Source organism: Paenibacillus sp. FSL R5-0470 (assembly GCF_037975205.1).
GTDB lineage: Bacteria > Bacillota > Bacilli > Paenibacillales > Paenibacillaceae > Paenibacillus_AQ.
In genome coordinates, this window is sequence record NZ_CP150238.1 from 11758 (window position 1) to 37074 (window position 25317).

Here is a 25317-nt window from a genome sequence, read left to right on the forward strand (position 1 = left end):
CATTAAACGGCTGAACATGATATAGTATAAGAGTTGCTGCTGAGACATTAAACGGCGCCAACGAGAACTTGATCTTTGAAAACTGAACAACGAGTGAGTAGGAAATCACGAAAGTGAAATCCAAAATTAGAGAATTAATTTTCTCGTCAGATGTTTCAAAATGAGCATATCGCTCTTTTCAATACTAATTGGAGAGTTTGATCCTGGCTCAGGACGAACGCTGGCGGCGTGCCTAATACATGCAAGTCGAGCGGAGTCACTTTGAAAGCTTGCTTTCAAAATAACTTAGCGGCGGACGGGTGAGTAACACGTAGGCAACCTGCCCCTTAGACTGGGATAACTACCGGAAACGGTAGCTAATACCGGATAATTTCTTTTTTCTCCTGAAGAAAGAATGAAAGACGGAGCAATCTGTCACTGAGGGATGGGCCTGCGGCGCATTAGCTAGTTGGTGGGGTAACGGCCCACCAAGGCGACGATGCGTAGCCGACCTGAGAGGGTGAACGGCCACACTGGGACTGAGACACGGCCCAGACTCCTACGGGAGGCAGCAGTAGGGAATCTTCCGCAATGGACGAAAGTCTGACGGAGCAACGCCGCGTGAGTGATGAAGGTTTTCGGATCGTAAAGCTCTGTTGCCAGGGAAGAACGTCCGGTAGAGTAACTGCTACCGGAGTGACGGTACCTGAGAAGAAAGCCCCGGCTAACTACGTGCCAGCAGCCGCGGTAATACGTAGGGGGCAAGCGTTGTCCGGAATTATTGGGCGTAAAGCGCGCGCAGGCGGTCATTTAAGTCTGGTGTTTAAACCTTGGGCTCAACCTGAGGTCGCACTGGAAACTGGGTGACTTGAGTACAGAAGAGGAAAGTGGAATTCCACGTGTAGCGGTGAAATGCGTAGATATGTGGAGGAACACCAGTGGCGAAGGCGACTTTCTGGGCTGTAACTGACGCTGAGGCGCGAAAGCGTGGGGAGCAAACAGGATTAGATACCCTGGTAGTCCACGCCGTAAACGATGAGTGCTAGGTGTTAGGGGTTTCGATACCCTTGGTGCCGAAGTTAACACAGTAAGCACTCCGCCTGGGGAGTACGGTCGCAAGACTGAAACTCAAAGGAATTGACGGGGACCCGCACAAGCAGTGGAGTATGTGGTTTAATTCGAAGCAACGCGAAGAACCTTACCAGGTCTTGACATCCCTCTGAATCCACTAGAGATAGTGGCGGCCTTCGGGACAGAGGAGACAGGTGGTGCATGGTTGTCGTCAGCTCGTGTCGTGAGATGTTGGGTTAAGTCCCGCAACGAGCGCAACCCTTAACTTTAGTTGCCAGCAAGTAATGTTGGGCACTCTAGAGTGACTGCCGGTGACAAACCGGAGGAAGGTGGGGATGACGTCAAATCATCATGCCCCTTATGACCTGGGCTACACACGTACTACAATGGCCGGTACAACGGGAAGCGAAACCGCGAGGTGAAGCCAATCCCATCAAAGCCGGTCTCAGTTCGGATTGCAGGCTGCAACTCGCCTGCATGAAGTCGGAATTGCTAGTAATCGCGGATCAGCATGCCGCGGTGAATACGTTCCCGGGTCTTGTACACACCGCCCGTCACACCACGAGAGTTTACAACACCCGAAGTCGGTGGGGTAACCCGCAAGGGAGCCAGCCGCCGAAGGTGGGGTAGATGATTGGGGTGAAGTCGTAACAAGGTAGCCGTATCGGAAGGTGCGGCTGGATCACCTCCTTTCTATGGAGAATCGTCTTCTGCAATGAAGACATTCAAATCGGAAGTTAAACTTCCAAAATCTCAGGTTTAGGCCTGTTACTCACTCGTTGCTCAGTTTTGAGAGTTTAAGCTCTCATCTTTAAACTTGATCCTTGAAAACTGGATACCGAAACGAATTTGCGTTTTAGAACATCTTTTAGCAACTTGTGCAAACAAGTAAATGTTATTAGTGAGATTTTTCTTAGGAAAAATCAAGGTTAAGCTAATAAGAGCACACGGAGGATGCCTAGGCGCCAGGAGCCGACGAAGGACGTGGCGAACAACGAAACTGCCTCGGGGAGCTGTAAGCAAGCTTTGATCCGGGGGTGTCCGAATGGGGAAACCCAGCTGTGGTAATTCGCAGTTACTCATCTCTGAACACATAGGAGATGTAGAGGCAGACCAGGGGAACTGAAACATCTAAGTACCCTGAGGAAGAGAAAACAATAGTGATTCCGTCAGTAGCGGCGAGCGAACGCGGAACAGCCTAAACCTAAGAGCTTGCTCTTAGGGGTTGTGGGACGTCTCACATGGAGTTACAAAGGAATATGGTAGGTGAAGAGGTCTGGAAAGGCCCGCGATAGAGGTAAAAGCCCTGTAACCTAAACTGTGTTCTCTCCGAGACGGATCCCGAGTAGTGCGGGGCACGTGAAACCCCGTATGAATCCAGCAGGACCATCTGCTAAGGCTAAATACTACCTGGCGACCGATAGTGAAACAGTACCGTGAGGGAAAGGTGAAAAGCACCCCGGAAGGGGAGTGAAATAGAACCTGAAACCGTGTGCTTACAAAAAGTCAGAGCCCTATCTATGGGTGATGGCGTGCCTTTTGTAGAATGAACCGGCGAGTTACGTTTAACATGCAAGGTTAAGTCGAGAAGACGGAGCCGCAGCGAAAGCGAGTCTGAATAGGGCGACTCAGTATGTGGACGTAGACCCGAAACCGTGTGATCTACCCCTGTCCAGGGTGAAGGTGCGGTAACACGCACTGGAGGCCCGAACCCACGCATGTTGAAAAATGCGGGGATGAGGTGGGGGTAGCGGAGAAATTCCAATCGAACTCGGAGATAGCTGGTTCTCCCCGAAATAGCTTTAGGGCTAGCCTCGGTATAAGAGTAGTGGAGGTAGAGCACTGATTGGGTGCGGGGTCCGCAAGGATTACCAAGCTCAGTCAAACTCCGAATGCCATATACTTATTGCCGGGAGTCAGACAGTGAGTGCTAAGATCCATTGTCAAAAGGGAAACAGCCCAGACCATCAGCTAAGGTCCCCAAGTGTGTGTTAAGTGGGAAAGGATGTGGAGTTGCACAGACAACCAGGATGTTGGCTTAGAAGCAGCCACCATTGAAAGAGTGCGTAATAGCTCACTGGTCGAGTGACTCTGCGCCGAAAATGTAACGGGGCTAAACACACCACCGAAGCTATGGCTAGATACGTATGTATCTGGGGTAGGGGAGCGTTGTATGTGGGTTGAAGGTGTACCGTAAGGAGCGCTGGACAGCATACAAGTGAGAATGCCGGTATGAGTAACGAAAAGATCAGTGAGAATCTGATCCGCCGAAAGCCCAAGGTTTCCTGAGGAAGGCTCGTCCGCTCAGGGTAAGTCGGGACCTAAGGCGAGGCCGAAAGGCGTAGTCGAAGGACAACAGTTTGAAATTACTGTACCACCGTAATCCGCTATGAGCGATGGGGTGACGCAGGAGGGTAGTGACGCGGACTGATGGATATGTCCGTCTAAGCAGTGAGGCTGATGTGTAGGCAAATCCGCACATCGTTAAGGCTGGGCTGTGATGGGGAGCGAAAATTACAGTAGCGAAGGTCATGATCTCACACTGCCAAGAAAAGCCTCTAGCCAGGAGAAGGTGCCCGTACCGCAAACCGACACAGGTAGGCGAGAAGAGAATTCTAAGGCGCGCGGAAGAACTCTCGTTAAGGAACTCGGCAAAATGACCCCGTAACTTCGGGAGAAGGGGTGCCCCGGTAGTGTGAATAGCACGAGGGGGCCGCAGTGAAAAGGCCCAAGCGACTGTTTAGCAAAAACACAGGTCTGTGCGAAGCCGCAAGGCGAAGTATACGGGCTGACGCCTGCCCGGTGCTGGAAGGTTAAGGGGAGTGGTTAGGGGTAACCCGAAGCTATGAACCGAAGCCCCAGTAAACGGCGGCCGTAACTATAACGGTCCTAAGGTAGCGAAATTCCTTGTCAGGTAAATTCTGACCCGCACGAATGGCGTAACGACTTGGGCGCTGTCTCAACGAGAGATCCGGTGAAATTTTAATACCTGTGAAGATGCAGGTTACCCGCGACAAGACGGAAAGACCCCATGGAGCTTTACTGCAGCTTGATATTGAATTTGGGTACGATCTGTACAGGATAGGTGGGAGCCGTAGAAATCGGAGCGCAAGCTTCGGTGGAGGCGCCGTTGGGATACCACCCTGATCGTATCTAGGTTCTAACCTAGTACCCTTACCGGGTACGGGGACCGTGTCAGGCGGGCAGTTTGACTGGGGCGGTCGCCTCCTAAAGAGTAACGGAGGCGTTCCAAGGTTCCCTCAGAATGGTTGGAAATCATTCGAAGAGTGCAAAGGCATAAGGGAGCTTGACTGCGAGACCTACAAGTCGAGCAGGGACGAAAGTCGGACTTAGTGATCCGGTGGTACCGCATGGAAGGGCCATCGCTCAACGGATAAAAGCTACCCTGGGGATAACAGGCTTATCTCCCCCAAGAGTCCACATCGACGGGGAGGTTTGGCACCTCGATGTCGGCTCATCGCATCCTGGGGCTGAAGTAGGTCCCAAGGGTTGGGCTGTTCGCCCATTAAAGCGGTACGCGAGCTGGGTTCAGAACGTCGTGAGACAGTTCGGTCCCTATCTGTCGTGGGCGCAGGAAATTTGAGAGGAGCTGTCCTTAGTACGAGAGGACCGGGATGGACGTACCGCTGGTGCACCAGTTGTTTCGCCAGAAGCATGGCTGGGTAGCTACGTACGGACGGGATAAGCGCTGAAAGCATCTAAGCGTGAAGCCCCCCTCAAGATGAGATTTCCCAATTAGTAAGACCCCTTGAAGACGACGAGGTAGATAGGTTGGAGGTGGAAGTGCAGTAATGCATGGAGCTGACCAATACTAATCGGTCGAGGGCTTATCCTATACTTAATACGCAAATTCAATTCGGATTCAGTTTTCAGGCATCAAGCCTGTAACACGCTTAGAAATTCATTCTCACTACTGGTGATGAACGAAATTTCACGCGGCAGCGTCTGTTTCACAGACGCATGTTTGGTGGCGATAGCGGAGGGGTTCCACGCGTACCCATCCCGAACACGACCGTTAAGCCCTCCAGCGCCGATGGTACTTGGACCGAAGGGTCCTGGGAGAGTAGGACGTTGCCAAGCACGCAAGACCACTGTTGAGTAATCGACAGTGGTCTTTTTGTTATGTATATTTATTTAAGGATTGTTGCAAATTAAATTATGTTTGACAGACTACAGTGTTTAACCCATAATACAATTCATACTAAACATATAAGAATTATAGGGGGAGAGAATTATGTCGTACTTTAGTGTATCTATTAAGAAACCGATTCTGTTGGGGGCAATAGCAGTTTTGCTATTGATGGTAATTGCAGGATGCTCGGGATCTAATAATAAGGCTGCTTCAAATAAAGATGCGCAGGAAAGTGCGAGTCCAGCAACAGCAACTCAGAGTCCTCAAACAGCTGAGCCTGCAGTAGGAGGAACCTTCGTCTATGGACGCCCTGCTTCTGTAACCTCATTGGATTTGCATAATCAGATTACGTCCAATAATGCTTTTGCAATCGACAAAGTATTTGAATCGTTAGTTGCTTTTGACAGCAAGGGCGAAATTGTAGATTGGCTTGCGAAGTCACATAGTATCAGTGAGGATGGCCTGACGTATACTTTTGAACTTCGCGATGGTTTGAAGTTTTCGAATGGTACGGATGTGACTGCAGAAGATGCTGTATTCTCCCTTGAGCGGCACTTGAAGGTTGGCGGTCCGCTGGCAATATCGGCAAAGGTCGGCACAATTAAGGCGCAGGATAACAAAACGCTTGTTATTACACTTAAAGAGCCTTATACACCTTTTATCTCAGAGCTATCCAATTTCTCAAATGGCATCGTGCCTAACAATTTTGGTGGAGTTTCCGAAGAAGAATTCTTTAAGAAGCCCATCGGAACGGGACCTTTTGTAGTTGAAACATGGGATACTGCAGGTGATCTGACCTTCACTAAGAACAAATTCTACTGGCAAGAAGGTAAACCATATATTGATAAGCTTGTTTATAAGTTAATTGAGGACGATAGCCAAGCAATCAACCAGCTGAAGGCTGGGGAAGTTAATGCTATTGAATCTTTAGCGCTGCAAAATGCCAATGAGATCAAAGATGGAGCTGACACTAAAGTAATTACTAACGGCAGTTGGGTGACAGAGCAATTGTTCTTTAATACGCTGGATGAACATTTCTCGGATGTGCATGTTCGCCGCGCGCTGGCTCTGGCACTTGATCGTGAAGGCTTGACCAAAGCATTAACGTTTGGTTATGCACAAACGGCAAACTCATTACTGCCAACAACGATTCCTTATAACTCCAATGATACAATCAAGGCTCTGAACTTCAATGTTGAGGCAGCCAAGGAGGAGCTTGCTAAATCTGCCTTCCCTAATGGATTCACTACCAAATTACTTGTAGCCTCCGGCAACAGTACAAGAGCACAAGAAGCACAAATTATCCAGGCAGCGGGTCAAACAATCGGGATTAAGATTGAGATTGAATCGATTGAGCTTGCTACTTTCCGTGAACGTTTCTTTGCATATGATTTTGCGGCAATGCTTAATAGCGGTCAAGCGGATTCCCCGGAAGCGAACTCGATCATTGCTTTTCAAACTGATCCGGAAGGCTTCAGCAAATCGTATTGGACGCATTATACGAATGATGAAGTAACGAAGCTTCTATATGAGGGCCAAAAAACTGCAGATGGCGATGCTCGTGAGCAAATCTATACTAAACTGCTGCAGACACTTGCTGATGAAGTACCTTATATTCCGCTTTATTATCCAGATGTCTTGAAAGGTATTCGTTCTTCTGTTGATGGTCTTGTTGTTCTACCTAACGGCAGCGCCCGTTTCGAAGATGTCCACATCAGCCAATGACGAATCTTAAGCAGGTGTTAAATCAACCTAGAGGAAGCAAGGACTCTTACAACTGGCTTGTGATATCACTTATAAAGGCGCTGGCAGTGATCTGCTGCGTAATGATAGCAGTCTTTTTCATCATCCGAATTGTGCCTGGAGATCCAGCTAAAATGATATTGGGAGAATACAGTACCCCTGAGGCGCTCAAGAGTATGCATCATACTCTTGGGCTGGACCTTCCTTTATGGGAGCAGTTCATGCGATTTTTGAAGACGCTATTTACTCAGGGGGATACTGGAAACTCCATTGTTATGGGTACATCAACAAGAGAGTTAATTATGCAGCGTGCCCCTGTCACTTTGTTGCTCATAGTAATGGCGTGTGTGTTGGCGATTTTCGTATCACTTCTGCTTGCTACAGTAGCAGCTACGCATAAGGATAAACTGCTGGATCATTTAATACGTATTTTTCCTACAATAACTTTGGGTATGCCAATCTTCTGGGTTGGCTTACTTTTAATTTTGCTCTTTAGTGTCCGGCTTGGCTGGTTCCCCGTTGGGGGAGTAAGTGAAGGGTGGATTGGAACTTTGCACAGTCTTGCACTTCCGGCAATCACCGTTGCTTTCTCACAGATCCCTACGCTGGTCCGTTCGTTAAGAGCACAGATGCTTGAAATGTTAGAATCGGATTTTGTAGTTACACTTAAGGCTGCCGGAATACCAAGCAGGGTTATTTTATTTAAACATGTGCTGCGCAATTCGGCTCTTCCAACACTGATGCTGATGGGTGTGAATATTTCATATCTAATCGGCGGTACATTGGTCGTTGAACAGGTGTTTGGAATAAAGGGAATTGGCAGCTTGTTATTCACTTCAATTTCGAAACGGGACTTTCCGGTTATTCAAGGAATAGCACTTTACTGTGCGCTAGCTGTTGTGATCATCAGTCTCTTGATTGAAATCATTTCTTGGTGGCTTGATCCCAGAACGAAGGGAAAACAATGAAAACGATAAGACTAGAACCACGATTGTATGAGGCTGGCAAAATGACTAGCGGCTTAAAACGAATATGGAATACCCCTTCACTTCTAGTGGGATTGATTATGTTTGCAGCTCTTATTCTCTTGACTGTGTTCATACCGTATATAAGTCCATATGATCCCTCCGAGCAAAATTTGAGCGCCTTTCTGCAGCCTCCGTCGGCTGAACACTGGCTAGGAACCGATCAGCTGGGACGTGATCTGTTTACTAGATTGATTTATGCTGCGAGGACTGATTTAAAAATCATGGTCTTAGCAGAAATCATTCCCTTTTGCATAGGTGTGTTCCTAGGAATGCTAGCAGGATATTACGGCAAATGGATTGATACAGTTATTACGCTGCTGTCAGATACGTTGATCGCTTTTCCTTTTTATCTAATCGTCATTATCGTTGCTTTTGCCAGTGGAGCAGGAGAACGAGGCATTTATATTACTTTTATACTTGTAGGTTGGATTGTTTTTGCCCGTGTAGTGAGAGGTCTTAGCGCATCTTTTCGCAATCAGGAATGGGTGGCATCCGCTCAAACCTTAGGGCTACCCGGAGTGAAAATTATTTTGCGTCATCTGCTGCCCAATGTACTTCCGCAAGCCGTTGTCGTTCTTATGACAGACATGATTGGATTGCTTGTTGCCATTGTTACACTGGGGTATCTTGGGATCGGTATTACACCGCCAACTCCAGACTGGGGAACTATGATCTCGGATGGACAGCCCTTCATCACTACAGCTTGGTGGCTCTCAGCTGTCCCAGGATTTGCAGTGGTGTATACCGGAATAGCTTTGTCGCTCCTAGGTGATGGTTTGGCAGACATATGGAGGAAAAAATGATGTCTATACAACCCATTTTAGAAATAAACGCACTATCGCTGGCAGCGAAGTCAAAAGAGAGATTAGTCAACAATGTTAGCTTTTCGCTGAGCAAAGGGGAGAGTCTAGGATTAGTAGGTGAGTCGGGTTCAGGAAAATCGCTTACACTGCGTGCAATTCTGGGACTACTTCCAAATGGTGTTGAACAGACAGGTGGCACCATTAAGAGTGACGTAAGCAGTGCGATGGTGTTTCAAGACCCAAGAGGTGCGCTTGATCCACTCTGTATGGTTGTCAATCAGCTGGCTGAAGTCGTGTATTACAGACAGAAAGTTAGTCGAAAGGCTTCGCGAATGATTGCGCTGGAGCTACTCGAAAGGCTTGGTCTCCCTGATTCTTTAAAGAAAAAGGATCGATATCCGAGTCAGCTGTCAGGCGGTCAATGTCAACGGGTAGTCATCGCTTTGGCACTGGCGTGCAAGCCAGGTATTCTTCTCTGTGATGAGCCGACAACGGCGCTGGATGTCACGGTTCAACGACAAATTATTGAAACGATCACGAACCTCCAGCAGGAGCTGGGATTTGCTATGGTTTTTGTAACGCATAATCTCGCGATTGCAGCCAACTTGTGCTCACGCCTATGTGTAATGAAACAAGGGCAGATTGTGGAGCATGGCGCTACCCTTGATATTTTGCAAAATCCATCCGACCCTTACACACAGATGCTGATTGATTCGGTGCTTCCTTTGCCAGAGCTTGAAGGGAGTAGAGACTCATGGAACTAGCCTTACAAATAAAAGATTTAACTGTTCACTACGGCGGATTTACTGCACTGGATTGTATCAATTTGAATCTTGAGCAGCACACCACTCTTGGACTTGTTGGAGAATCCGGTTCAGGGAAATCTACGCTGGCGCGAGTAATTGCTGGACTGATTGCTCCGCATGAGGGGAAGATTCTGTTAGGTACCCAAGAGTTAAAAAAGAAAAGGAGCCGTGAGCAGCGTAAAATAATCCAGATGATCTTCCAAAATCCTGATGCATCGCTGAATCCAAAGCATTCGATTAGGCAAATTCTTTCCGAGCCCTTATTGTTTCATAAAATTGTGGGACGTACAGACGTTGAGCAAAGATGTAAAGAGCTTTTGAACCAGGTTCATTTGGAGCAAAAGGCTTTAGATAAATTGCCGCATGAATTTTCAGGTGGTCAACGGCAACGGATAGCGATCGCTCGTGCATTAAGCGTTGAACCAAATATCCTGATCGCCGATGAACCAACCAGCGCGCTGGATGTATCTGTGCAGCTTAGTGTGCTCGAACTGTTCAATACGCTGAAAGCTGAGCTTAATCTCACCATGCTTTTTATTTCCCATGATCTAGGAGTAATTAATGCAATTAGCGATACGGTAGCAGTTATGCGGCAAGGAAAGCTCGTGGAGCAGAGTCCGAAGGATCAATTCTTCATCCGGCCTAAACATGAATACAGTTACGAGCTGTTGTCGGCAGTTCCTAAAATGCCAAAATCAAGTACATCAGGAGGTTTCTTATGAGCCCAGAATATAATGTACATGTGCCACTTTCAGTGGCTGAGTACAATAAGCTTACACAATTGATTTCTACTATCTTGTTTACTGAGCACCCACCAGTTATCATCCCAGCTGAGGCAATTCTGGGGATCGAGGCAGTGGCTGCAGGAATAGCCGCGCCTGGTCGAACCATTGTAAATATAGTAACAGGTCCCTATGGAAGTCTATTTGGAAAGTGGCTTGAGCGGGGAGGAGCAACGGTTATTGAAGTAAAGGTTCCTTTTGATGAAGTGGTCACTGGCGACCAAGTTGCTTCCGCAATTAAAGAGTTTAACCCTTGTGCCCTTTCCTTTGTTCAGGCTGAAGTGGTTACAGGTGGATCTAATCCGGCTAAAGAAATATTTAAGATTGCAAAGGAGTTCAATCTCATTACTGTGACGGACTCGGTTTCTGCGGTTGGGGGAGAGGCGTTACTGGTCGATGAATGGGGAGTTGATTTTGCTGTGATAGGCGCACAAAAAGCCTTGGCTGGACCTAACGGTGTTAGCGCCGTCAGTATTTCACCACGTGGCTGGGAATTTCTTGAGTCTAATAAAAATGCACCGCGTAACTCCATTCTGTCCTTGCTGGATCTCAGACCTTCGCTGAATGGCGCCGCGCCACTACGAGTTGCTCCAAATATTCCGACATTAGAGGCTAGAGCTTTGATCCTGGCCTTGACACGAATTGAAGAAGAGGGATTGGAGCAAATCATTCAGCGTCATGAAAGGGCTGCAGCTGCTACATTAGCTGGTATAGAATCCTTGGGGCTTGAGCCTTGGCAAAAGGACAGCAGACATTATTCTACACTGACTACAACGGTTCGGATTGCTGGAAAGCAAGATTTGCAGATCGAAAAACCTATAGGCATTGTGGCTCCAGGAGACGGAGAATTATTTGGCCATCTTTTGCGGATCAATCATTTCGGAACAAATGCTGCTCGGAAAAGTGTGGAGGAAGCCATATCAACGCTTGCTGAGTTATTGAAACAAGACCCTGATCAGGCATTAGAAGCTGTTCGGCTGGCTTGGGGGGAATGAAGATGATTCACAAGCATCCAGAACTGCATACATTCAAGAATATTTATATAGCCGGTATCGAAGGTAAACGATTTGATGTTGTGATCAAGGATGGCTATTTTTCATCTATTACTGAAGCGGAGTCGCAACAAAATAATTCAACTCCTACAGGCACAGAACTATGGATAAGTCCTGGTATAATTGATCTTCATACGCATCTTGCTTGGACAGACTTTGATCATGCGGACCAATTGAAGCGCGACTCCCAGCAGATCGAAGCCATGCAGGGCCAAGCGTTTGAGGCTACTCTAAGGACGGGTGTAACGACTGTACGGGATGCAGGCGGAATTGTGCCAAGCACAGTGCAGCATCTTGTTCAGCAGTATCAGCAGCCTTTAAGAGTGCACACCAGCAGCGATATGCTTGGAGCAGCAGATGCCCGTGGAATTAAGCATTTGGAACAACGGATGGCGCAAATCTTTGCTACAGGAGCGGGCTGGATAAAAATCATGGCCACAGGCGGTCTTGGGGCACCCACCGAGAAAGTCGTAGATCCGATCTTTTCCGAAGAAGAGTTTGCATTCATTGTTCGTAATGCACATGCCCATGATAAGAAGGTACTGGTTCATACCTGGGGTGGAGTGACGATAGACTGGTCCATTCAGGCGGGGGTGGAATCTATAGAGCATGGGATGTTTCTAACTGAAGATCAGGCAGGGAGACTTGCTAATTCGGAGGTAGCTTTTGTACCTACTACATCCATCTATCGCATTGCCGCAGATCCGAAAGGCGTTCTAGCGTTGAACCCGATCATTTGCGAACGAGCTGCCCGCGCTGCTGAATCGCATTCCAAAGCCATTAATTATGCAAAAAGAGAAGGCGTTCGTATTGGATTCGGTACAGATTATGCTACACCCTCATTACATGGTTATAACCTTCAAGAACTGGATACGTTGATTGATTATGGCTTAACTCGCAGAGAAGCGTGGCAGTCTGCTACTAAAAGCGCTGCTGACATTCTAGGGAGCGGTAACGAGCTGGGGCAGATTGCAGAAGGTTTTATTGCAGATGCTGTTGTTTTCAACGTCGATCCATACCAGGCGTATAATGCAGAGATACTTCGATACAGTATCGTTTCCGTAATTACTGGAGCGAAGGAAGCGGAATTAATTTAGATTCATCTAAGCTATCTTCTGAAAACAACTGATATCTTTTTCAGTTGTTTTTCTTTTATATTATGGAATGTATATAAGGCAACAGTATATAAAGATAGAGTGTATTCATTAATACATGATTTATGGTTTTTAAATCTTTCAAAAAAAAGTGTTGCAATGAATCTCTATACATGATATATTCTATTTCTGGCCGAGAAACACACATGCCGAGCTCGAAAAAGAAGTAAAAAAAGAGCTTGACATTAAACGGCTGAACATGATATAGTATAAGAGTTGCTGCTGAGACATTAAACGGCGCCAACGAGAACTTGATCTTTGAAAACTGAACAACGAGTGAGTAGGAAATCACGAAAGTGAAATCCAAAATTAGAGAATTAATTTTCTCGTCAGATGTTTCAAAATGAGCATATCGCTCTTTTCAATACTAATTGGAGAGTTTGATCCTGGCTCAGGACGAACGCTGGCGGCGTGCCTAATACATGCAAGTCGAGCGGAGTCACTTTGAAAGCTTGCTTTCAAAATAACTTAGCGGCGGACGGGTGAGTAACACGTAGGCAACCTGCCCCTTAGACTGGGATAACTACCGGAAACGGTAGCTAATACCGGATAATTTCTTTTTTCTCCTGAAGAAAGAATGAAAGACGGAGCAATCTGTCACTGAGGGATGGGCCTGCGGCGCATTAGCTAGTTGGTGGGGTAACGGCCCACCAAGGCGACGATGCGTAGCCGACCTGAGAGGGTGAACGGCCACACTGGGACTGAGACACGGCCCAGACTCCTACGGGAGGCAGCAGTAGGGAATCTTCCGCAATGGACGAAAGTCTGACGGAGCAACGCCGCGTGAGTGATGAAGGTTTTCGGATCGTAAAGCTCTGTTGCCAGGGAAGAACGTCCGGTAGAGTAACTGCTACCGGAGTGACGGTACCTGAGAAGAAAGCCCCGGCTAACTACGTGCCAGCAGCCGCGGTAATACGTAGGGGGCAAGCGTTGTCCGGAATTATTGGGCGTAAAGCGCGCGCAGGCGGTCATTTAAGTCTGGTGTTTAAACCTTGGGCTCAACCTGAGGTCGCACTGGAAACTGGGTGACTTGAGTACAGAAGAGGAAAGTGGAATTCCACGTGTAGCGGTGAAATGCGTAGATATGTGGAGGAACACCAGTGGCGAAGGCGACTTTCTGGGCTGTAACTGACGCTGAGGCGCGAAAGCGTGGGGAGCAAACAGGATTAGATACCCTGGTAGTCCACGCCGTAAACGATGAGTGCTAGGTGTTAGGGGTTTCGATACCCTTGGTGCCGAAGTTAACACAGTAAGCACTCCGCCTGGGGAGTACGGTCGCAAGACTGAAACTCAAAGGAATTGACGGGGACCCGCACAAGCAGTGGAGTATGTGGTTTAATTCGAAGCAACGCGAAGAACCTTACCAGGTCTTGACATCCCTCTGAATCCACTAGAGATAGTGGCGGCCTTCGGGACAGAGGAGACAGGTGGTGCATGGTTGTCGTCAGCTCGTGTCGTGAGATGTTGGGTTAAGTCCCGCAACGAGCGCAACCCTTAACTTTAGTTGCCAGCAAGTAATGTTGGGCACTCTAGAGTGACTGCCGGTGACAAACCGGAGGAAGGTGGGGATGACGTCAAATCATCATGCCCCTTATGACCTGGGCTACACACGTACTACAATGGCCGGTACAACGGGAAGCGAAACCGCGAGGTGAAGCCAATCCCATCAAAGCCGGTCTCAGTTCGGATTGCAGGCTGCAACTCGCCTGCATGAAGTCGGAATTGCTAGTAATCGCGGATCAGCATGCCGCGGTGAATACGTTCCCGGGTCTTGTACACACCGCCCGTCACACCACGAGAGTTTACAACACCCGAAGTCGGTGGGGTAACCCGCAAGGGAGCCAGCCGCCGAAGGTGGGGTAGATGATTGGGGTGAAGTCGTAACAAGGTAGCCGTATCGGAAGGTGCGGCTGGATCACCTCCTTTCTATGGAGAATCGTCTTCTGCAATGAAGACATTCAAATCGGAAGTTAAGCTTCCACAACTCACTCGTTGCTCAGTTTTGAGAGTTTAAGCTCTCAGTAAGACTTGATCCTTGAAAACTGGATACCGAAACGAATTTGCGTTTTAGAACATCTTTTAGCAACTTGTGCAAACAAGTAAATGTTATTAGTGAGATTTTTCTTAGGAAAAATCAAGGTTAAGCTAATAAGAGCACACGGAGGATGCCTAGGCGCCAGGAGCCGACGAAGGACGTGGCGAACAACGAAACTGCCTCGGGGAGCTGTAAGCAAGCTTTGATCCGGGGGTGTCCGAATGGGGAAACCCAGCTGTGGTAATTCGCAGTTACTCATCTCTGAACACATAGGAGATGTAGAGGCAGACCAGGGGAACTGAAACATCTAAGTACCCTGAGGAAGAGAAAACAATAGTGATTCCGTCAGTAGCGGCGAGCGAACGCGGAACAGCCTAAACCTAAGAGCTTGCTCTTAGGGGTTGTGGGACGTCTCACATGGAGTTACAAAGGAATATGGTAGGTGAAGAGGTCTGGAAAGGCCCGCGATAGAGGTAAAAGCCCTGTAACCTAAACTGTGTTCTCTCCGAGACGGATCCCGAGTAGTGCGGGGCACGTGAAACCCCGTATGAATCCAGCAGGACCATCTGCTAAGGCTAAATACTACCTGGCGACCGATAGTGAAACAGTACCGTGAGGGAAAGGTGAAAAGCACCCCGGAAGGGGAGTGAAATAGAACCTGAAACCGTGTGCTTACAAAAAGTCAGAGCCCTATCTATGGGTGATGGCGTGCCTTTTGTAGAATGAACCGGCGAGTTACGTTTAACATGCAAGGTTAAGTCGAGAAGACGGAGCCGCAGCGAAAGCGAGTCTGAATAGGGCGATTTAGTATGTGGACGTAGACCCGAAACCGTGTGATCTACCCCTGTCCAGGGTGAAGGTGCGGTAACACGCACTGGAGGCCCGAACCCACGCATGTTGAAAAATGCGGGGATGAGGTGGGGGTAGCGGAGAAATTCCAATCGAACTCGGAGATAGCTGGTTCTCCCCGAAATAGCTTTAGGGCTAGCCTCGGTATAAGAGTAGTGGAGGTAGAGCACTGATTGGGTGCGGGGTCCGCAAGGATTACCAAGCTCAGTCAAACTCCGAATGCCATATACTTATTGCCGGGAGTCAGACAGTGAGTGCTAAGATCCATTGTCAAAAGGGAAACAGCCCAGACCATCAGCTAAGGTCCCCAAGTGTGTGTTAAGTGGGAAAGGATGTGGAGTTGCACAGACAACCAGGATGTTGGCTTAGAAGCAGCCACCATTGAAAGAGTGCGTAATAGCTCACTGGTCGAGTGACTCTGCGCCGAAAATGTAACGGGGCTAAACACACCACCGAAGCTATGGCTAGATACGTATGTATCTGGGGTAGGGGAGCGTTGTATGTGGGTTGAAGGTGTACCGTAAGGAGCGCTGGACAGCATACAAGTGAGAATGCCGGTATGAGTAACGAAAAGATCAGTGAGAATCTGATCCGCCGAAAGCCCAAGGTTTCCTGAGGAAGGCTCGTCCGCTCAGGGTAAGTCGGGACCTAAGGCGAGGCCGAAAGGCGTAGTCGAAGGACAACAGTTTGAAATTACTGTACCACCGTAATCCGCTATGAGCGATGGGGTGACGCAGGAGGGTAGTGACGCGGACTGATGGATATGTCCGTCTAAGCAGTGAGGCTGATGTGTAGGCAAATCCGCACATCATTAAGGCTGGGCTGTGATGGGGAGCGAAAATTACAGTAGCGAAGGTCATGATCTCACACTGCCAAGAAAAGCCTCTAGCCAGGAGAAGGTGCCCGTACCGCAAACCGACACAGGTAGGCGAGAAGAGAATTCTAAGGCGCGCGGAAGAACTCTCGTTAAGGAACTCGGCAAAATGACCCCGTAACTTCGGGAGAAGGGGTGCCCCGGTAGTGTGAATAGCACGAGGGGGCCGCAGTGAAAAGGCCCAAGCGACTGTTTAGCAAAAACACAGGTCTGTGCGAAGCCGCAAGGCGAAGTATACGGGCTGACGCCTGCCCGGTGCTGGAAGGTTAAGGGGAGTGGTTAGGGGTAACCCGAAGCTATGAACCGAAGCCCCAGTAAACGGCGGCCGTAACTATAACGGTCCTAAGGTAGCGAAATTCCTTGTCAGGTAAATTCTGACCCGCACGAATGGCGTAACGACTTGGGCGCTGTCTCAACGAGAGATCCGGTGAAATTTTAATACCTGTGAAGATGCAGGTTACCCGCGACAAGACGGAAAGACCCCATGGAGCTTTACTGCAGCTTGATATTGAATTTGGGTACGATCTGTACAGGATAGGTGGGAGCCGTAGAAATCGGAGCGCAAGCTTCGGTGGAGGCGCCGTTGGGATACCACCCTGATCGTATCTAGGTTCTAACCTAGTACCCTTACCGGGTACGGGGACCGTGTCAGGCGGGCAGTTTGACTGGGGCGGTCGCCTCCTAAAGAGTAACGGAGGCGTTCCAAGGTTCCCTCAGAATGGTTGGAAATCATTCGAAGAGTGCAAAGGCATAAGGGAGCTTGACTGCGAGACCTACAAGTCGAGCAGGGACGAAAGTCGGACTTAGTGATCCGGTGGTACCGCATGGAAGGGCCATCGCTCAACGGATAAAAGCTACCCTGGGGATAACAGGCTTATCTCCCCCAAGAGTCCACATCGACGGGGAGGTTTGGCACCTCGATGTCGGCTCATCGCATCCTGGGGCTGAAGTAGGTCCCAAGGGTTGGGCTGTTCGCCCATTAAAGCGGTACGCGAGCTGGGTTCAGAACGTCGTGAGACAGTTCGGTCCCTATCTGTCGTGGGCGCAGGAAATTTGAGAGGAGCTGTCCTTAGTACGAGAGGACCGGGATGGACGTACCGCTGGTGCACCAGTTGTTTCGCCAGAAGCATGGCTGGGTAGCTACGTACGGACGGGATAAGCGCTGAAAGCATCTAAGCGTGAAGCCCCCCTCAAGATGAGATTTCCCAATTAGTAAGACCCCTTGAAGACGACGAGGTAGATAGGTTGGAGGTGGAAGTGCAGTAATGCATGGAGCTGACCAATACTAATCGGTCGAGGGCTTATCCTATACTTAATACGCAAATTCAATTCGGATTCAGTTTTCAGGCATCAAGCCTGTAACACGCTTAGAAATTCATTCTCACTACTGGTGATGAACGAAATTTCACGCGGCAGCGTCTGTTTCACAGACGCATGTTTGGTGGCGATAGCGGAGGGGTTCCACGCGTACCCATCCCGAACACGACCGTTAAGCCCTCCAGCGCCGATGGTACTTGGACCGAAGGGTCCTGGGAGAGTAGGACGTTGCCAAGCAGATTAAGCCATTGTTGATAATATCAGCAGTGGCTTTTTTTCTTTTTTTATTATGCAAGTATTTAAGGCTAGTAATGACAGTAGAATAGGTTACTGTGGAATGACATTTTTGTTACCGACGCTGCGGTGGATACAAGTATAATAGAAAAGTGCTAATAGTTAGCAGATCTTTAATACGAAGGAACTACTCATAAATTCTAACTTTGAATTTTCTTGTGTCTTTAGATGCATTGTAGAGGTAGGGAGGATTTAAGGCATGAAACAATTAAAAATATTCAAGTTAATAATGATTTCTTGTATTTTAACTTTAATACTGGCAAGTTGCGGGGCTAAAGAACCTAAGTGGGATACTTTTGAGGGTGCACTGAATGAGAAAAGCTTCCCTGTCCCCCATGAGGCAAACTCACCAGACCAGACCACTACTAACGTTGCTATGGATTATGTACGTTATTCTTTACCTGGATTAAAGGAGAAGAATGGTATTCCGGATCCTTATTTGGAGGCTATTAAAGCCTGGGGATGGACAGAACAGGAAGATGATGATAGTGATTCTTCGGGTGTTTTTCTGAAGGATGGGTTAACGGTTCATTTAACAGTGCATGATGATTATTTTGTAGTGATGATTCCTAAAGAAAAGAAGACCTCCATTAAAGGCCTTAAGACGAAATAAAGAATCGCCATCCCTAAGGATGGCGGTTTATTTTTTAATACGTGAAAATAATATGAGCTATACTGCTGCACTTTATTGAGAGTAATAGGATACATCGGTCGGATTGAATTTCAGCATGCCTCCCTGATCCTGTCGATTCAGTCTGAACAGAGTATAAAGACGAGGCAGTAGGAGCCATAAGTGGCAAGTGATCAGTGATACTGTAAATGCTGGCGGTGACCAGAAAATAAAGAGTGCTGCAATACAAAGACCGATATAGAAATTATGTAGCTGTACTTTACGGAATATACGGTAACTAATATGTTGATCAGGCATAAACCCTAACCAAGGCAGTTTAAATGAGACAGACCATCTTTTTGAAATGGGGTGTCCTGAGATTAAAAGAACTGAGCGTGAAATGACATATTGAACCCAGAAGGCTACAGGCGCTGCTATGATTATGTAAAGAATGCTCCACCAGGAAAGAAATACGGTTTCGAGCACAAGGACTAATAAGGGGAGCATAATATAAATAGGCAGCAGGCGTGCCGTTAGATTTACTTTTTTAATTAGTTTATATTGATAGAATGTAGCTGCACCTTTGGTAGTGGGTTCCATAGATTATAGTCTAACCTCCTCGTGAATTCGTATGTTCTTAATATCGGCGATTGGATGTATTTTATTAAACTGCGGCGAAAATTCACCGATATAACGGCAACGGAATATATATAATGCACGATACGAAGGATATGAAAAAACTATGAAAAGGTTTAAAATGATAGAAGGTGTATCATACTGTTCTTAAAAGAGTCAAGGTGGGATGGTTATGGAACAGCAAACCGGGCAAGCTTGTATCATTTGTGGACAGGTAAAAGAGGAAGGTATTGTGATTGTCTCGCATTTTATTTGTGAGGAATGTGAGGCTGAGATGATACGTACCGAGGCTGAAGATGCCAAGTACCGTTTTTTTATCGGCCGGATGAAGAAGATTGGATTGCAAAAGAACGCCTAAGTAGAGTAACTCTGTTAAATGATGCAATTAAGAGAGCGGTCTGGATGAAAGATACGAAGGCTGCATTAGTGATATTCAATACACGGCTTCCTCGTTCTTCAGGCGGGAGGAGCCGTTTTGTTGTCCAAAGGGCCGCTTTTACACTGAAGCGTAGGCGTTTGCGAATATTTACGTTAAAATAGAAGGAACCCTATGGGAAGGAATTTAATATGAATAAATTACAACGTTGTAGGGCGCCTATATACGAAATGCTGGAACAATATAGAATTATGGGTAATAGATCATATCATGTGCCAGGTCATAAGAATGGAGAGGCATATGAGGGCGTTGAAGGCGCTGGCTTTTTAGATGAGGTAATGAAGTATGATGTTACGGAAATTTCCGGAACGGATGATCTTCATCATCCTGAGGGAGTTATCAAGGAAGCGCAAGAGTTGGCGGCAGACTGCTTTGGAGCAGAGGAAAGCTTTTTTCTGGTTGGAGGGAGCACAGCCGGCAATCTGGCTCTCATTCTAACCGCTTGTCCCGAGCCTGGAATGATTATGATTGTTCAACGCAATGTGCATAAGTCAGTCATTCATGGACTGATGTTGGCTGGAGTACGTGCTGTTTTTCTGGAGCCTCTGATTGATCCACTTAGCGGCTTGGCAGTGGCGCCGGCGGCCGAAGCTGTTAAGGCTGCACTTGCAGCCTATCCTGAAGCCGCAGCTGTACTTGTTACCATGCCGAATTATTACGGCATGGGTAGTGATCTTGCGCCCCTCGCGAGTATTTGTCACGACAGCGGTGTACCGCTGCTTGTGGATGAGGCGCATGGGGCGCATTACGGGCAGCACCCGGCGCTGCCAGCCGGGGCACTTGCTTGTGGCGCGGACGGTGTCGTGCAGTCCACGCACAAGATGCTCACAGCGATGACCATGGGCGCTATGCTGCATGTTCAAGGGCCGCGGCTCAACCGCGCTCTGCTCCGACAGCGGCTCGCCATGGTGCAGAGCTCCAGCCCATCATATCCTATGATGGCGTCGCTGGATCTTGCCCGGCGGCTGCTGCACAGCCGGGGCAAGGGTGCCTTCACGGCGGGGCTGGCCGCCGTGGACGTTCTGCGGCGCGGACTCGCGGAGCTGCCGCGCTACGGACTAGTGCAGCCGGCAGAGCCGCTGCACCCGAATACGCCGCCTGATTCTTTGGCGGCGTATGTGACACAGGACCCCTTTAAAGTCGTCATTTATGACGCCATCGGGGTCCTGAGCGGCTTCGAGCTGCAGCGCAAGCTCGAGGCAAAGGGCTGCGTGCCGGAGATGAGCGATGACCGGCACGTAGTGCTGCTGTTCAGCCTTGGATCGAAGGCTGGAGATGCAGATCATTTGCTGCAGGCGCTGCGGGAAATAGATTCGGAGGAACCTTCCGAATCACCGAACGCCCCCGACTTATCAGGCGCTCGCAATATTTCCACGTGGAACAATTTCCATTCTTTACAAATCTCAGATCCTGTTCACTTCTCATTGAAGCCGGTGTCGGCCAATGAGATTGAAAGTATTGATCTTGAACATTGCGTGGGTAGAGTGGCGGCAGAGATGGTTATTCCCTATCCACCAGGCATCCCGGTATTATATCCGGGTGAAGTGATCACAGATCAGATCCAAAGAAGGCTGGCTGGTTTAGCCAAAGGAGGCGCCAAATTTCAGGCTTGTGCTGATCCGGTCTTGCAGCGTATTGAGGTATACAACATTCAGAAGGGCGGAGAAGCATAAGTGGGAAAAGAAGGTTTCTTCATAACATTAGAAGGGGGCGAAGGCTCCGGAAAAACAACGGTACTAGGTAGAGTAACGGCCTATTTACAGAACCGGTCCATGCCTTATCGAATTACCCGTGAACCGGGTGGCGTTGAGATTGCTGAGAAGATTCGTTCCATTATTCTAGATCCTGCCCATACAGCTATGGATGCGCGTACAGAGGCATTACTATATGCTGCATCAAGAAGCCAACATCTCGCCGAAGTCGTTGAACCGGCTCTTAGAGAAGGGCTTACTGTACTCTGTGACCGCTTTGTAGACAGCAGCCTCGTTTATCAAGGACATGCGAGAGGACTCGGAATAGAAGAGGTATGGAGTATTAATCGTTTTGCGATAGGGAACCGTATGCCGGATCTAACCTTTTATCTGGATGTAGACCCAGAGATAGGGTTGTCACGGATTGCAGCGAATCAAGAACGGGAAGTGAATCGTTTGGATCTGGAGAGCCTTTCTTTTCATAAGAAGGTCCGTGAAGGCTATCAATTATTAGCCCAGGCCAATCCGGACAGAATAGTAGTTCTGGATGCTAATCGCCCCATTCATATGGTAGAACAAGATATCGTGAGAACTCTTGAAGAGAGAGTATTAAAGGGTTTTTAGGGTGTTTTGTCTAATATACTAAGAGAAGTGACATATAATTAGGCGTGTGCTTATGAAGTAAGGGTTACTACGAGTAACTCTAAGTAGTAATACACCATAAAAGTATTGGGAGGGAATGCGAAGATGAAGTTGATCATTGCAATTATCCAGGATAAAGACAGTAACCGGTTGTCCAGCGAGCTAGTCAAAGCCAATTTCCGTGCTACTAAACTTGCAAGTACAGGTGGATTTCTACGAGCGGGGAATACGACATTTATGATCGGGGTAGAAGACAGTCAGATTGAATCCGTATTGACCGTAATCCGAAACAGTTGTAAAGTGCGTGAGCAGTTAGTCACTCCTGTAACACCGATGAGTGGAACAACGGATTCGTATTTGCCACTTCCTGTTGAGGTACAAGTGGGTGGAGCTACTGTATTCGTACTTCCTGTAGATCGTTTTGAACATTATTAAGTATAATATAGATTAGCAAGCCATTTATAAAAAGGGCGGTAGATAACCTTTGAAGATCAATCCGGGGTATAGGCCCTTGAAGAGTGAGATGCCAAATGCAGAAGGGGCTAACAAACCCGTTCAGCAAAAAACGTTCTCTGATGTTTTTCAGCAGCAAAGTGAGCAGAAAACCAAAGATGAACTGAATCGCCAGATCAAAGAAATACAGTCTCAAGGCGATCGTTTATCTAAGTCTATGACGATTCGTGAGCTTACCATCTACCGGATGATGATCAAAAGATTTCTGGAGGAAACGGCCCGAAGAGGCGTCATTCTGAAGGAAACACGCGGATGGGATCGACGTGGACGTGGCAAGCGTTACAAGCTGCTTGAGGAAATTGATTCGGCTTTGCTATCAATGGCAGATGATTTGCTGAATAGTGAGCAAGGCCGGATCGATCTGTTAGGACGCGTTGGAGAAATCCGTGGGTTGTTAATCAACCTTTCTTTTTAAAATATAAGAAAGTATATGCTTTACACTATACTTTAGCCTTATATTTCTCGATTAAACACTTACCGTCCTTATAAGGACGCTAAAGGCGCTTATGTTTGAAAGTTTTGGGAGGAAATTATGCCTTTTCATGATATAGTAGGCCAGGAGAACGCCAAGCGGCTACTCCAAAATGCCTTGCGCAAAGAAGCTGTGAGTCATGCTTATTTATTTACAGGGCCGGCAGGCAGTGGACAAATGAAAACGGCGCTGATGTTTGCCCAAGCTTTATTTTGTACCCAGAGCAAGGACGATGCCTGTGGGCAATGCCTGGAGTGCCGCAAAGTAGAGCATGGAAACCACCCTGATTTGTCACTGCTGCAGCCAGATGGAGCAAGTATTAAAATAGATCAAATCCGTGAGCTGCAGCGCGTCTTTTCCTATCGGTCAGAGGGTGTGAATCCGAAAGTTTATATTATAGATGGAGCAGACAAAATGACGGTACAAGCTGCCAATAGTCTGCTGAAATTTCTGGAGGAACCACCAGCTCCGGCTGTTGGAATCTTAATTTCTGATAATAGCCGTTCCTTATTGCCAACTATTCAGTCGCGGACTCAGCGGATTCCATTTAGTCCGTTAAACCCCGATATTATGCTCCAAGCTCTGGCAAGTGAGGGCGTTCCCATACCCTTAGCTCGATGTGCAGTATCACTTAGTTCAGGACTTGATGGTTGCAGGAAACTTTTGGAACAGAATTGGTTTGCAGAAATGAGAAATGTAATGTTACAATTAGCTAAGGAGTCCTTAGGCAAGGGCAGCTCCGCTGTAGCAACTGCTGGGCAGAAGCTGTTCAAGACCGGACTCGCTGAACATTTGGATATCTTTTTCAGCATGTTCCATCTGTGGTTTAAAGATATGCTTTACTTCCTGTATCGTAAGCATGAGAGTATCGTTTTCATAGATCAGTTAGACTTTATTTCCAGGCATGCCCGTGAGCGGAGTGCGGAACAATGGGTGGCTTATATGGGATTTGCTGCAGAGAGCACTAAGAAGCTGCGATCCAATGCCAATGCCCAATTGTGTCTGGAGCAGTTTTTAATCCGACTGGAAAGTTAAAGGATTAGTTATGATATATCCTCCGGATGTCGCTTTACCTGGAAATATCGTTTTAACAGACGAGGAAGGAAGCATGGATCATCAGGGAGCGGACATGCCCATAGATTCCTTTTACCGGCAAACAAGGGGGTTAATTTTTGTACAGCGTAGTAGGTGTCCGTTTTAAAAAAGCGGGTAAAATATATTATTTCGATCCACTTGATTTTCCGATTGAACGGGATCAACATGTTATTGTGGAGACAGCACGTGGGGTTGAATACGGTAAAGTTGTCGTAGGCAAAAAAGAGGTGGAAGAGTCCGACGTAGTTTTGCCCCTCAAAAAAGTGATGCGTATTGCCGGAGAAACCGACGCACGCGTAGTTGAAGAGAACAAAGGGGCCGCTAAAGAGGCTTTTACCACCTGTTTAAATAAAATACGCGACCATGGTCTCAAAATGAAGCTCGTCGATGTAGAGTTTACTTTTGACCGTAATAAGATTATATTTTACTTTACGGCCGAAGGACGGGTCGACTTCAGAGAATTGGTTAAAGATCTAGCAAGTATCTTCCGGACCCGCATTGAGCTACGGCAAATTGGGGTGCGTGATGAGGCTAAAATGCTAGGTGGACTTGGACCTTGTGGGCGAGTACTTTGTTGTTCATCTTGGTTAGGGGATTTTGAACCCGTATCCATTAAAATGGCGAAGGATCAGAACCTGTCACTTAATCCGACGAAGATTTCAGGACTTTGTGGACGTCTGATGTGTTGTTTGAAATTTGAGCATGACAATTATGAGAGTGTAAAGGAAGAAATGCCAGCGGTCGGCAAGATTGTCGTGACCTCATTGGGTGATGGCAAAGTAGTAGGACTTAATGCCGGAAGCCGTACGGTTCATGTACAGTTGTTTGAAGTGGGCAAAGTTAAGGAACTTCCAATGGATGATGTTGTCGTCAAGTAAACCATTATAAGGTTACTTTCGGGGTGGAAACTTGGAGAAGAAAAATATATTTGCACACATGCAGGATATGGAAGCACAGATGGAAACGATGCGCGCCAATCTTGGAGAATGGAAACAGACGGTAAAAGAACTGATGGAAGCTAATCAGAGGTTAACTCTGGAGAATGAACAGCTTCGCAAAATTTTAAAGCGGGATGCACCTTTGGATCCTACCGTAGATTCTGCGGAGGCGGAAGCTCTTTTAGCTGCCGGAGAGGGAACAGAAGAGGTTGTCGGGGAAGGTTATGACAACTTGGCCCGGCTTTACCATGAAGGCTTTCACATCTGTAATGTTTATTTTGGACATTTACGCACGGAAGGTGATTGTCTGTTCTGTCTTTCTTTTCTTAATAAATGAGGATATC

At 47.6% G+C, this 25317-nt stretch carries 17 protein-coding genes and 6 rRNA genes; 22 read left to right on the top strand and 1 reads right to left on the bottom strand.

Annotated features, from left to right (window positions below; translation table 11 throughout):
• Positions 1-185: 185 nt before the first annotated feature.
• The 14 genes from MKY99_RS00050 (at position 186) to MKY99_RS00115 (ending at position 18553) form a co-directional block, all read left to right on the top strand.
• Positions 186-1743: ribosomal RNA gene (locus MKY99_RS00050) — 16S ribosomal RNA — on the top strand.
• A 234-nt stretch (positions 1744-1977) separates the two neighbouring features.
• Positions 1978-4906, top strand: a 23S ribosomal RNA gene (locus MKY99_RS00055).
• Between the two features lie 128 nt (positions 4907-5034).
• Positions 5035-5151: ribosomal RNA gene (rrf, locus tag MKY99_RS00060) — 5S ribosomal RNA — on the top strand.
• The 16S, 23S and 5S rRNA genes sit together here, the layout of an rRNA operon.
• 154 nt (positions 5152-5305) lie before the next feature.
• Positions 5306-6928, top strand: coding sequence for an ABC transporter substrate-binding protein (locus MKY99_RS00065; protein ID WP_339268049.1), 1623 nt, complete (start codon positions 5306-5308; stop codon positions 6926-6928).
• Positions 6925-7914 (top strand): ABC transporter permease, encoded by a 990-nt coding sequence (locus tag MKY99_RS00070; RefSeq protein WP_339268051.1) that lies wholly within the window; start codon positions 6925-6927, stop codon positions 7912-7914. Before MKY99_RS00065 ends, MKY99_RS00070 begins: the two co-directional genes overlap by 4 nt.
• Positions 7911-8777 carry an ABC transporter permease gene (locus tag MKY99_RS00075; RefSeq protein WP_143764167.1) on the top strand — a complete coding sequence of 289 codons (867 nt, stop codon included), beginning with the start codon at positions 7911-7913 and terminating at the stop codon, positions 8775-8777. Before MKY99_RS00070 ends, MKY99_RS00075 begins: the two co-directional genes overlap by 4 nt.
• On the top strand, positions 8774-9541 hold the full coding sequence (locus MKY99_RS00080; protein WP_231573369.1) for an ABC transporter ATP-binding protein: 768 nt from the start codon (positions 8774-8776) through the stop codon (positions 9539-9541). Before MKY99_RS00075 ends, MKY99_RS00080 begins: the two co-directional genes overlap by 4 nt.
• Positions 9532-10305, top strand: coding sequence for an ATP-binding cassette domain-containing protein (locus tag MKY99_RS00085; RefSeq protein ID WP_339268053.1), 774 nt, complete (start codon positions 9532-9534; stop codon positions 10303-10305). The genes MKY99_RS00080 and MKY99_RS00085 overlap by 10 nt, the downstream gene beginning before the upstream one ends.
• Positions 10302-11360 carry an aminotransferase class V-fold PLP-dependent enzyme gene (locus tag MKY99_RS00090; protein WP_339268055.1) on the top strand — a complete coding sequence of 353 codons (1059 nt, stop codon included), beginning with the start codon at positions 10302-10304 and terminating at the stop codon, positions 11358-11360. The genes MKY99_RS00085 and MKY99_RS00090 overlap by 4 nt, the downstream gene beginning before the upstream one ends.
• Before the next feature lie 2 nt (positions 11361-11362).
• Entirely contained in the window at positions 11363-12514 is a 1152-nt protein-coding gene (locus MKY99_RS00095; protein WP_339268057.1) for an amidohydrolase family protein, read from the top strand.
• 425 nt (positions 12515-12939) lie between these two features.
• A 16S ribosomal RNA gene (locus MKY99_RS00100) occupies positions 12940-14497 on the top strand.
• Between the two features lie 212 nt (positions 14498-14709).
• A 23S ribosomal RNA gene (locus MKY99_RS00105) occupies positions 14710-17638 on the top strand.
• Between the two features lie 128 nt (positions 17639-17766).
• Positions 17767-17883: ribosomal RNA gene (gene rrf, locus MKY99_RS00110) — 5S ribosomal RNA — on the top strand.
• A 256-nt stretch (positions 17884-18139) separates the two neighbouring features.
• Positions 18140-18553 carry a hypothetical protein gene (locus MKY99_RS00115; protein WP_042183800.1) on the top strand — a complete coding sequence of 138 codons (414 nt, stop codon included), beginning with the start codon at positions 18140-18142 and terminating at the stop codon, positions 18551-18553.
• A gap of 72 nt (positions 18554-18625) precedes the next feature.
• On the opposite strand, the gene MKY99_RS00120 is transcribed toward MKY99_RS00115, so the two are convergent.
• The gene (locus tag MKY99_RS00120) at positions 18626-19150 is read right to left on the bottom strand and encodes a hypothetical protein (protein ID WP_042183802.1); all 525 of its coding nucleotides are present in this window, start codon (positions 19148-19150) and stop codon (positions 18626-18628) included.
• A gap of 208 nt (positions 19151-19358) precedes the next feature.
• On the opposite strand from MKY99_RS00120, the gene MKY99_RS00125 reads away from it, so the two are divergent.
• The 8 genes from MKY99_RS00125 to yabA all read left to right on the top strand — a co-directional run bounded on the left by MKY99_RS00125 (position 19359) and on the right by yabA (position 25310).
• A complete protein-coding gene (locus MKY99_RS00125; protein ID WP_042123074.1) occupies positions 19359-19544 on the top strand; it encodes a sigma factor G inhibitor Gin in 186 nt (61 codons plus the stop codon).
• 209 nt (positions 19545-19753) lie between these two features.
• On the top strand, positions 19754-21295 hold the full coding sequence (locus tag MKY99_RS00130; RefSeq protein WP_339268059.1) for an aminotransferase class I/II-fold pyridoxal phosphate-dependent enzyme: 1542 nt from the start codon (positions 19754-19756) through the stop codon (positions 21293-21295).
• Complete coding sequence (tmk, locus tag MKY99_RS00135) at positions 21296-21937, top strand: dTMP kinase (protein WP_042183814.1); 642 nt, start codon at positions 21296-21298, stop codon at positions 21935-21937.
• Positions 21938-22060: 123 nt separating this feature from the next.
• Positions 22061-22390, top strand: a complete 330-nt coding sequence (locus MKY99_RS00140; RefSeq protein ID WP_042183817.1) for a cyclic-di-AMP receptor — start codon at positions 22061-22063, stop codon at positions 22388-22390.
• Positions 22391-22439: 49 nt separating this feature from the next.
• Positions 22440-22883 carry a YaaR family protein gene (locus tag MKY99_RS00145; RefSeq protein ID WP_042183820.1) on the top strand — a complete coding sequence of 148 codons (444 nt, stop codon included), beginning with the start codon at positions 22440-22442 and terminating at the stop codon, positions 22881-22883.
• A gap of 117 nt (positions 22884-23000) precedes the next feature.
• A complete protein-coding gene (holB, locus tag MKY99_RS00150) occupies positions 23001-23975 on the top strand; it encodes a DNA polymerase III subunit delta' (protein ID WP_339268061.1) in 975 nt (324 codons plus the stop codon).
• Between the two features lie 137 nt (positions 23976-24112).
• Entirely contained in the window at positions 24113-24913 is an 801-nt protein-coding gene (locus MKY99_RS00155; RefSeq protein ID WP_076286882.1) for a stage 0 sporulation family protein, read from the top strand.
• A 31-nt stretch (positions 24914-24944) separates the two neighbouring features.
• The gene (gene yabA / locus MKY99_RS00160; RefSeq protein ID WP_042123089.1) at positions 24945-25310 is read left to right on the top strand and encodes a DNA replication initiation control protein YabA; all 366 of its coding nucleotides are present in this window, start codon (positions 24945-24947) and stop codon (positions 25308-25310) included.
• Positions 25311-25317: the final 7 nt, after the last annotated feature.